Here is a 9,479-nt window from a genome sequence, read left to right as displayed (position 1 = left end):
GGTACTCCCGCCCACCCGACAGCACCAGCACCGGATCACCCGGCGTCGGATCCACGTCCAACCCCACCGGCGACCAATCGACCGGACGCGACATCTCTCCCCCTGAACATGACTAGCCGCGGGCGCGGCGTACGTGTGAACTGCCCGACGCTACCGAGCCGAACCGCCGAACAGGGCAGCTCCCGCGGATCTGTGGATGACCGAACGACGTACGACCCGGAAGCAAGCCCGGCGCCTCAGCCGAGGGCGCCGTCGACCAGGTGCGGTCGACGTTCGTACACGGTGATCGGCAACGTCGGGCTCGTGGTCCGGGCTTCTCCGGGGATCGCGGTCCACGTGTCAGGCTCGTTCGGATCGGCCGGGAGGCCCTCGATCCGGAACCGGCCCGTCCACGTCGTCGACAGCCCCAGGCTCGACGCGCCCTTGTGGGCGTACGTGTGGGTGATCGTCTGGTCGGGATACGGCTTGCCCGGGTCTGCCGTGGTCAACGGTGCCTCGCCGTCGCCGTAGGTCCACGTGAAGCTCGTCGGCACGGCCTGGACCTCGATCGGGATCATCTGGTCGCCGGTGCCGAGCTTGATGTTGTACGTCTCCGCCTCGGCGTCCGTGTAGGTGACGGTGAACATGTTGATGAGCACCTGGCCATCGCTCGGCTGCACGCGGATCGGGGACGGCTTGATGGTCAGCGACTTGAACGCCTTGGTCACGTCCGCGGCGAGATCAGCCGGCTTGAGGCACAGGTTCGACTCGACGTACTCCCACGGCGACCACTCACCCGGCTCGCCGTCCGCCACCTCACGCGTAGACCGGAACAGGGGCGCCAACGAGATCGCGTTATCCGGGCAGTCGATGCCCGCGACCTTCTCGATCAGCCACGCACAATCCTGGACAGCACCGTCGTCACCGCCGCGACAGAGGATCGCAGGTTGACGCTCGTACCGGACCGTTGCGAAGCCGCCCACGCGGTGGCCAGGGTCCTCGATTGGGTCGCCGCCGATGTAGCGGCCAACTTCCATCTGGTTCCCGTCTGACGAGCTTGTGAACTCGTCCCCAGCCCATGCACCAGAGGACACTCCCACGACGAGCGCGCACACGAACGCAGCCCCGGCAAACGACCCACGACGTCTCAATTCTTGCCGTCCGAGCCGATCTCGAGGATCTTCCAGACCCGGCCGACCCGCGCGGCCTCGACGGTGACGATGGACGAAACCGGCTTACCGGTGGCGACGACCTTGCCAGCCTTGTCATGAGTGACCGATGCCTGCTGATCGATCTGGATGTCAATCGGGTAGGCGTCGTACAGCGTGTCGCGGTCGTAGGTGGTCACGACCTTCGCCTTGATCTCGCCGCCTGAGAAGACCTGGTGGTGCTTCTTCTTGCTCACGGCCTTCGCGCGGACCTCCGAGCAGAACTCGCACTGCTTCTTCACGGAGAGGCGATCCCACTCTTTGGTGTCACCGGTCCGCAACATGTACGGGTAGAGCTGGATGAAGTACAGCGCCGTCTTCCTCGCACCCTCGGCGGTGTTGGCGTTCATGCCCGTCGGACGCTTCGGTGCACCGCTGGCTGCGGACGCGGTCTTCGACGGCGTAGCGGTCGGTGCTGGCGTGACCGCCGGCGTGCTCACGGACGGTGACGGGGAGACGGGAGCCTGCGTCGTCGGGCCGGCCTCACCTGAACCACTGGTGCAGCCCGCGAGCGCCAGGGCGGCGACGACAACGACGGCGACGCCGCCCCAGATCCGCCGCGCGCGCGGACGTGACGCGACGGCGCGCTGGCCCACGGACTCCCGGGATGAGGCGTGCTGATCAGTCGGACGGTGCGTCACGTCGCTGTGCGTGTCCACCAGGCCCCCTGTTACGTGCGACAACGGAACGAACGCGCCGACCCTACAGGCAACCGTCAGCCCCGCCGCCACCACGGGTCCACCCTGTGGACAACCGGCCCGCGGCGATGGCGCGCCCCGACGGCGACCGAGTTCACCGAGCGCGAGCAGCAGGCGTCAGGCCCGCTGGTCCGTACTTCGGTCGTGCCACGTGGTGACGGCGAGCGCCGCGAGGTAGAGCGCGCAGATCGGCACGGCCACGGCGACCATCGTCAGCGCGTCCGGGGTGGGCGTCATGACGGCGGCGAACACGAACGCGAGGAGGACGGCCCAGCGCCAGGCCCGCGCGAGCGGTTCGTGGCGCACGATCCCGGCGAAGTTGAGCGCGACCAGCAGCGCGGGGGTCACGAACGCGACCCCGAAGGCCAGGACGAGCCTCATGACGAACGTCAGGTAGTCCTGCGCGTTGAGGAGCTGGGCCGCACCGTCGGGGACGAACGAGGACAGGACGTCCACGGCGTGCGGGAGCATCCACCAGGCCAGGCCGCCGCCGAGCAGGAACAGCGGCACGGAGCCGGCGAGGAACCCGACGGTGTATCGCCGCTCACGCCCGGTGAGGCCCGGAGTGACGAAGGCCCAGCCCTGGTACAGCCACCACGGGCACGTGATCAGGACGGCGAGGAACAGCGACACCTTGATCCGGACGTCCAGGGGCGCGCCGAGCGAGGCGAAGTTGAGCGCGATCTCCGCGCCCTGGGCCGACGCCGCCCGGCTGAGCGGGCGCATCAGCACCGCGAGCAACGGGTCGTAAAGCGCCCAGCCCGCCGCCGCGCCGACCGCGAGGCCCGCGGCGGCGAGGAACGCTCGCCGCCGCAGCTCGGCCAGGTGGGCGCGCAGGGTCATCCGCCCCCGGCCGTCTCGCGTCCGCGGGCCGGGGGCGGGGTCGCCCGTGAGGTCCGGCGCCGGGTCCGAGGTGAGCGTCGCCACCTCAGGCCGCCTCGGTCCGGACGCCGGGCGCGCCGACCGGCGCGCCGCCGGACGCGTCCTGCACCGCTGGGGCGGCGGCGCCGGGAACCGCCCCGGGGCCGCCGTCGTGCATCGCGACCGCACCCGGCGGAAGACGCACGACGACGTCCTCCACCGACCCGGCGGGCCTGCGGACGCCGCCCGGCAGGAGGTCCTCGAGCAGCGCCTCGCGGACGATCGAGCGCGGGTCGTACCGGCGCGGGTCGAGCTGAGCCCAGTCGACGCCGACGCCGTCGGGCCCGAGCTCGTCGGTGACGCGGTCCCGCGCCTGGACGACCCACCCGCGGGCCGCCTTGGCGAAGGCGGTCACCTGCTTGACGTACTCCGGCAGCCGTTCGGGTCCGATGAGGACGGCGGCGAGCACCGCGATGACGAGGAGCTCGCCGCCGTTGATGTCCAGCATGGCTCCGGCGCCCTGTCCGTCAGGCCTCGGACGCCGAGACGGGCGCCGGGTCCGGCACCGCGACGGGCCTGGTGGCGGGCGTCTGCTCCCCCTCGCCGGTGAGCTCCTTGACCTCGCTCTTGAAGATCTTGAGCGACTGGCCCACGCTGCGCGCGAGGTCGGGCAGGCGCTGCGCCCCGAAGATCAGCAGGACGACGGCCACGAGGACGATGATGTGCCACGGCTTGAGCATGCCCATGTTGATGACTCCCTTGGTCTCACGGTGGACGCAGACGGGCTGCGCTGGGGTGGTGCCCGGCCGCGCGGGCGGCCGGGCACCGGCGGTCGTCAGGCGGTCGCGACGGCCTTCTCGTGCAGGGACTGGACGGCGTAGCGCGCGGCCCAGAAGGCGCCGTGCTGCCACGCGGAGATCTCCGACATCCAGTCGCCCGCGAAGTACACGTTGCCCGCGCCCTCCTGGAGCTTCTGGAAGTAGGGCGAGGCCAGGTTCGGGTACGCCCACGCGCCCTGGATGTGGGGCACCTTGTGCCACGCGATCGAGAACGAGTGCTCGAGCTCGGTGCGGTACTTCTCGCCGTGGATCTTCACGCCCTGCTCGACGGCGCGGGCCTCGCGCTCCTTCGGGGACAGCGCCCCGTACGTGCTGGCCGCGGTGCCCGTGTTGTAGTAGCCGATGATGAGGCCCTTGCGCTCCCCGTAGCCGTAGGACGGGTACCAGATGTGCTGGAGGTCCATGTCGGTCTCGGTGATGCCGCCGTAGATGTGGTGGTCGGTCTCCCACCAGCGCGACGCGTACTGCAGGCCGATCTTCCCGACGGCGGCGCCCTTGGCGAACTCGCCGAGGCCCGTGTCGATGTCCGCGCCCCAGTTGTTGGTGAAGGTGCGCGCGATGTGCGCCGGCGATGCGACGACGGCGAAGTCCGCCGCGAGCTGGTAGCTCCTGCCGTGCTTGTCCTGGTAGGTGACCTTGACGCCGTCGGACGTGTTCTCGACGCCCGTGACCGGCGAGTTGAAGAACACGTTGTGCTCGCCGATCGCCCGCACGAAGTACTGGTACGTCGTGTCCATGCCGCCGATCGGCTGGAACATGAGCATGGCCTGTTCCCAGCTGTTCTCGAACTCGAAGTAGTTGCCGAACCGGCTGGCCAGCGTCTGCGACATGTCGGGCCGCGTCGGGGGCAGCTCGACCCCCTCGACGTTCCAGGCGCTCGGGTACTGGGAGTAGCCGCGGTCGGCGTGGGTGGGCGCGTCCCAGTACTTGCCGTCCTTGAGCGACCCGAGGGCGCTCAGGAAGGACTTGAGGTTGACCTTGTCCTCCTCGGTGAGCTTCGCGTCGAGCGCACCCTGGTCCGCCGCGTACGTGAGCAGCTCCCCGACGGTGCCGTAGAAGTCCGCCTTCGCGGTCCGATACTTGGTCGGGTTCCCCGGGGTCGAGCCCCGCTTCTCGTTGTAGAGGTAGGCCTCGGCGCTGGCGTTCGTCATGACCTGGTACGGCACGCCGAGCTCGCGGTAGTACTCCATCGTGACCATCCACTGCGCCACCCGGCCGGCGCCGCAGTTCATGTAGACGCCGTCGTCCCACTGGGCGACCTGGGTGACGCCGTCGAGGTCGGTCTCCTTGTCGCCGGGGCGCATGGTGAGCGTGCGACCGCCGGGACGGTGGCGCGCCTCGAGCACCGTCACCTTGTACCCGGCCTTCTGGAGCTCGTACGCCGAGCACAGACCCGCGGGACCCGCGCCGATGACGACGACGCGCTTGTCGTTCTTCTTGCCCTTGGCGCTGAAGTCGGCCCGGCTCGGCGGGCTCCACCTCCAGTCCTGCTTGTGCGCCAGACCGCCCGGTCCGTGCCCCTGCGCCGCCGCGGTGGGCGCCAGGCCGATCGCGCCCATGGCCCCCAGCATCACGCCGGCGGAGGAACCGATGCCCACGGCCTGAAGGAACCCGCGGCGTGAGACGCCGCCCGAGGCCTTCTCGTCCAGGAGATCCAGCTTGTCAGTCATGTGCCCTACCTCTCGGTGGTAGACGTGGCCGGTCCTGCCTGGTGCGGGGACCGGTCAAGACACCGCCACGCTAGGGAGCGCAGGTCAATTCGGTGATTCGCCGCCATTTCCGACTTGTGACATCTGGCAAGAAGTTGCGTCGGTGGACGGCCCGGCCCCTCGTGGGCGCCCTCGCCCTAGACTCCGAGACATGCTGACCGCCCGCTCCGCCCAGCTCGCCGACGCACTCCGTTCGAGGGTCGTCGTGGCCGACGGCGCGATGGGGACGATGATCCAGGCGCAGGACCCGTCGCTCGCGGACTACCAGAACCTCGAAGGCTGCAACGAGATCCTCAACGTGTCGCGCCCGGACATCATCCGGTCGGTCCACGAGGCGTACCTGGCCGTGGGCGTGGACGCGATCGAGACGAACACGTTCGGCGCGAACTGGTCGAACCTCGCGGACTACGGCATCGACGACCGCATCACCGAGCTCGCCGAGGCCGGCGCCCGGCTGGCGCGCGAGGCCGCGGACACGTTCTCGACGCCCGACCGTCCGCGCTTCGTGCTCGGCTCGATGGGCCCAGGCACCAAGCTCCCGAGCCTCGGGCACACCACGTACTCCCACCTCAAGGGCACGTTCGCCCAGCAGGCGGTGGGCCTCGTGCGGGGCGGCGCGGACGCCGTACTGGTCGAGACGAGCCAGGACCTGCTGCAGGCGAAGGCCGCGGTGAACGGCGCGCGCGAGGCGATGCGCGAGATCGGGCTGCACGTGCCGGTGTTCGTGTCGGTGACGGTCGAGACGACCGGGACCATGCTCATGGGCTCCGAGATCGGTGCGGCGCTCACGGCGCTCCAGGCGCTCGACGTCGACGCGATCGGCCTCAACTGCGCCACCGGCCCCGACCTCATGAGCGAGCACCTGCGCCACCTGTCGCGGCACTCGACCGCACCCGTGACGTGCATGCCCAACGCGGGGCTCCCCGTCCTCGGGCCCGACGGCGCCAGCTACCCCCTGTCCGCGTCCGACCTCGCCGCCGCGCACACGCAGTTCGCGCGCGAGTTCGGGCTCGGGCTGGTCGGGGGCTGCTGCGGGACGACGCCCGAGCACCTGGCGGCCGTCGTCGACGCGGTCGGCGGCCAGTCCATCACCGTGCGCGACCCGAAGCCCGAGAACGGCGTCGCGTCCCTGTACTCGCACGTCGACTTCCACCAGGACGCGTCGTTCCTCGCGATCGGCGAGCGGACCAACGCGAACGGGTCGAAGGCGTTCCGCGAGGCGATGCTCGCCGGCGACTGGGACGAGTGCGTCGCCATCGCCCGGGCCCAGACCCGTGACGGCGCGCACCTGCTCGACGTGTGCGTCGACTACGTGGGGCACGACGGCGTCGCTGACGCGCGCGAGGTCGTGTCCCGGCTGGCGTCGGCGTCCACGCTGCCGCTCGTCATCGACTCCACCGAGCCGGCCGTGATCCAGGCGGGCCTGGAGCTGCTGGGCGGGCGCGGCGTCGTGAACTCGGTGAACTTCGAGGACGGCGAGGGCGAGGGGTCGCGGTTCGCGCGGGTCATGCCGCTCGTGCAGGAGCACGGGGCGGCCGTCGTCGCGCTGACGATCGACGAGGAGGGCCAGGCGCGGACCACCGAGACGAAGCTCGCGATCGCGTCCCGGCTCGTCGACACGCTCACCGGCGAGTGGGGCATGAAGCGCGAGGACATCATCGTCGACTGCCTCACCTTCCCCATCGCGACCGGGCAGGAGGAGACGCGCCGCGACGGCATCGAGACGATCGAGGCGATCCGCGCGCTCGTCGCCAAGTACCCCGGCGTGCACACGACGCTCGGGGTGTCGAACGTGTCGTTCGGGCTCAACCCGGCTGCGCGCACGGTGCTGAACTCGGTGTTCCTGCACGAGTGCGTCCAGGCGGGGCTGGACTCGGCGATCGTGCACGCCGCGAAGATCCTCCCCCTCAACCAGATCCCCGACGACCAGCGCCAGGCCGCCTACGACCTCGTCTGGGACAAGCGCGAGTACGACGACGCAGGGAACCTCACGCACGACCCGCTCGCCCACCTGCTCGACCTGTTCTCGGGGGTGGACAGTGCTGCGCTGAGGGACGCCCGGGCCGCCGAGCTCGCGTCGCTGCCGGTCGGCGAGCGGCTGGAGCGCCGCATCATCGACGGCGAACTCAAGGGCCTCGAGGCCGACCTCGACGAGGCCCGCCTCGTCGAGGGGATGCCCGCGCTCGACATCGTCAACACGCACCTGCTCGAGGGCATGAAGGTCGTCGGCGAGCTGTTCGGCAAGGGCGAGATGCAACTCCCGTTCGTGCTGCAGTCCGCGGAGGTCATGAAGACCGCCGTGGCGCTGCTCGAGCCGCACATGGAGAAGGTCGAGGGGGCGGACTCGTCGAAGGGGTCGATCGTGCTCGCGACCGTCCGCGGCGACGTGCACGACATCGGCAAGAACCTCGTCGACATCATCCTCACGAACAACGGCTACACGGTGCACAACATCGGCATCAAGCAGCCGATCACCGCGATCATCGAGGCCGCCGAGGAGCACGACGCCGACGTCATCGGCATGTCCGGGCTGCTCGTGAAGTCGACCGTCGTCATGAAGGAGAACCTCGAGGAGCTGACCTCGCGCGGGCTCGCGAAGCGGTGGCCGGTGCTGCTCGGCGGCGCGGCCCTCACCCGCACGTACGTGGAGGACGACCTCGCCGGCCAGTTCGACGGCGTCGTCCGGTACGCGCGCGACGCGTTCGAGGGCCTGCGGCTCATGGAGCCGCTGGTGCGGGTGGCCCGGGGTGAGGCTGTTGATTCGGTCGGGCTGCCAGAGCTGAAGAAGCGGCGACACGCCGTCGTGACGGTGACGCAGACGCCGGAGGAGGACCTGCCCGCCCGGTCAGACGTGGCCGCGGACAACCCCGTGCCGGAGCCGCCGTTCTGGGGGACGCGGATCGTCAAGGGGCTGCAGCTCGCGGACTACGCGGCGTTCCTCGACGAGCGGGCCACGTTCCTCGGACAGTGGGGGCTCAAGCCGGGGCGCGGCGAGGACGGCGCTTCCTTTGAAGAGCTTCGCGACACCGAGGGGCGGCCGCGGCTGCGCGCGTGGCTCGACGCGATCCGCGCCGAGGGCATGGTCGACCCGTCCGTGATCTACGGGTACTTCCCCGTGTGGTCGGAGGGCGACGAGGTGGTCGTCGCGCACCACACCGGGCCCGACGGCGGCTCCGGCGGCGAGGTGGGGACCGAGCGGCTGCGCTTCCGGTTCCCCCGGCAGCGGCGCGACCGGCACCTGTGCCTCGCCGACTTCATCAAGCCGAAGGAATGGATCGAGGAGACCGGGCGGTACGACGTGCTGCCCGTCCAGCTCGTCACCATCGGCGACACCGTCACCCCGCACACCGCCCGGCTCTTCGCCGAGAACAAGTACCGCGAGTACATGGAGCTCCACGGGCTGTCCGTGCAGCTCACCGAAGCGCTCGCCGAGTTCTGGCACTCACGCGTGCGCACGGAGCTCGGGTTCGCGGATGAGGAACCGTCCGACGTGGAGGGGTTGTTCAAGCTCGACTACCGCGGCGCGCGGTTCTCGCTCGGGTACCCCGCATGCCCCGACATGGAAGATCGGCACAAGGTCGTCGAGCTCCTGAAGCCCGGGCGGGTGGGGGTCACGCTGTCCGAGGAGCTGCAGCTGCACCCGGAGCAGTCGACGGATGCCTTCATCCTGCATCACCCCGAGGCGAAGTACTTCAGCGTGTGACATCGCATCGGCGGCGCAGATCACCGACCGCGCACCTGTCTGCGGAGCGCAGTCGCAGGGATGCTCAGGCAGAAGCGTCCGAGGCTCCAAGACGACCTATCACAGTGGCAGCACTGTGCCGGCGTAAATCGACCCAAAAGACAACTGGAGGCATCGCGCTGGATTCCCCTGCGGAGTAAATGGCTCTTCGCCGATCCGGCGGGGAGCCCCTTTACCCTAGGTCCCTCACAATACTGAAATCCCAGTTTCAGACGCTATTTTTGCGCCTCATTCGAACCCGTTTAATCTTCATGGATTGCATGTCTTGCAGGGCTTGGGCCCCCTTTTGGTCTACCTCTTCGCGCCAACAAAACAGCGCGCGATCTGACTGCTGGGGCGTCAATCGGCCTGCGCAGGGGCCTTCTTGGGAGGGGACGTGGTTGACCTGGTCAAGGGTGTCCAGACGCTCCGTCTCCCGCTCTGGACGACGGCTTGCGGGGCTC

Annotated in this window: 7 protein-coding genes; 1 reads left to right on the top strand and 6 read right to left on the bottom strand. The window is 69.8% G+C overall.

The genetic code is table 11. From position 1 onward, the window contains the following. Positions 1-236 precede the first annotated feature (236 nt). The 6 genes from ACFT5B_RS18035 to ACFT5B_RS18010 all read right to left on the bottom strand — a co-directional run bounded on the left by ACFT5B_RS18035 (position 237) and on the right by ACFT5B_RS18010 (position 5,255). Positions 237-1,016, bottom strand: a complete 780-nt coding sequence (locus ACFT5B_RS18035) for a hypothetical protein (RefSeq protein ID WP_386800560.1) — start codon at positions 1,014-1,016, stop codon at positions 237-239. Between the two features lie 110 nt (positions 1,017-1,126). Continuing rightward, positions 1,127-1,846, bottom strand: coding sequence for a DUF6318 family protein (locus ACFT5B_RS18030; protein ID WP_386800559.1), 720 nt, complete (start codon positions 1,844-1,846; stop codon positions 1,127-1,129). 156 nt (positions 1,847-2,002) lie between these two features. Then, positions 2,003-2,812 carry a twin-arginine translocase subunit TatC gene (tatC, locus tag ACFT5B_RS18025; RefSeq protein ID WP_386800558.1) on the bottom strand — a complete coding sequence of 270 codons (810 nt, stop codon included), beginning with the start codon at positions 2,810-2,812 and terminating at the stop codon, positions 2,003-2,005. 1 nt (position 2,813) lies between these two features. Beyond that, entirely contained in the window at positions 2,814-3,254 is a 441-nt protein-coding gene (locus ACFT5B_RS18020) for a Sec-independent protein translocase TatB (RefSeq protein ID WP_386800557.1), read from the bottom strand. Positions 3,255-3,273: 19 nt separating this feature from the next. Beyond that, positions 3,274-3,492, bottom strand: coding sequence for a Sec-independent protein translocase subunit TatA (gene tatA / locus ACFT5B_RS18015; protein WP_386800556.1), 219 nt, complete (start codon positions 3,490-3,492; stop codon positions 3,274-3,276). Between the two features lie 89 nt (positions 3,493-3,581). Continuing rightward, positions 3,582-5,255: a flavin monoamine oxidase family protein gene (locus ACFT5B_RS18010; RefSeq protein ID WP_386800555.1), complete on the bottom strand. Its 1,674-nt coding sequence runs from the start codon at positions 5,253-5,255 to the stop codon at positions 3,582-3,584. A gap of 190 nt (positions 5,256-5,445) precedes the next feature. On the opposite strand from ACFT5B_RS18010, the gene metH reads away from it, so the two are divergent. After that, entirely contained in the window at positions 5,446-8,997 is a 3,552-nt protein-coding gene (metH, locus tag ACFT5B_RS18005; protein WP_386800554.1) for a methionine synthase, read from the top strand. Positions 8,998-9,479 lie beyond the last annotated feature (482 nt).

Source organism: Luteimicrobium sp. NPDC057192 (assembly GCF_042670205.1).
Classification (GTDB): Bacteria; Actinomycetota; Actinomycetes; order Actinomycetales; family Cellulomonadaceae; genus Luteimicrobium.
This window is presented reverse-complemented; position numbering and strand designations above follow the sequence as displayed.

Bases quoted from the DNA above. Each gene is read 5' to 3' on its own strand.
- metH (WP_386800554.1), top strand. From the start codon at position 5,446: ATGCTGACCGCCCGCTCCGCCCAGCTCGCCGACGCACTCCGTTCGAGG.
- tatA (WP_386800556.1), bottom strand. From the start codon at position 3,492: ATGGGCATGCTCAAGCCGTGGCACATCATCGTCCTCGTGGCCGTCGTC.
- ACFT5B_RS18020 (WP_386800557.1), bottom strand. From the start codon at position 3,254: ATGCTGGACATCAACGGCGGCGAGCTCCTCGTCATCGCGGTGCTCGCC.
- ACFT5B_RS18035 (WP_386800560.1), bottom strand. From the start codon at position 1,016: ATGGAAGTTGGCCGCTACATCGGCGGCGACCCAATCGAGGACCCTGGC.
- ACFT5B_RS18010 (WP_386800555.1), bottom strand. From the start codon at position 5,255: ATGACTGACAAGCTGGATCTCCTGGACGAGAAGGCCTCGGGCGGCGTC.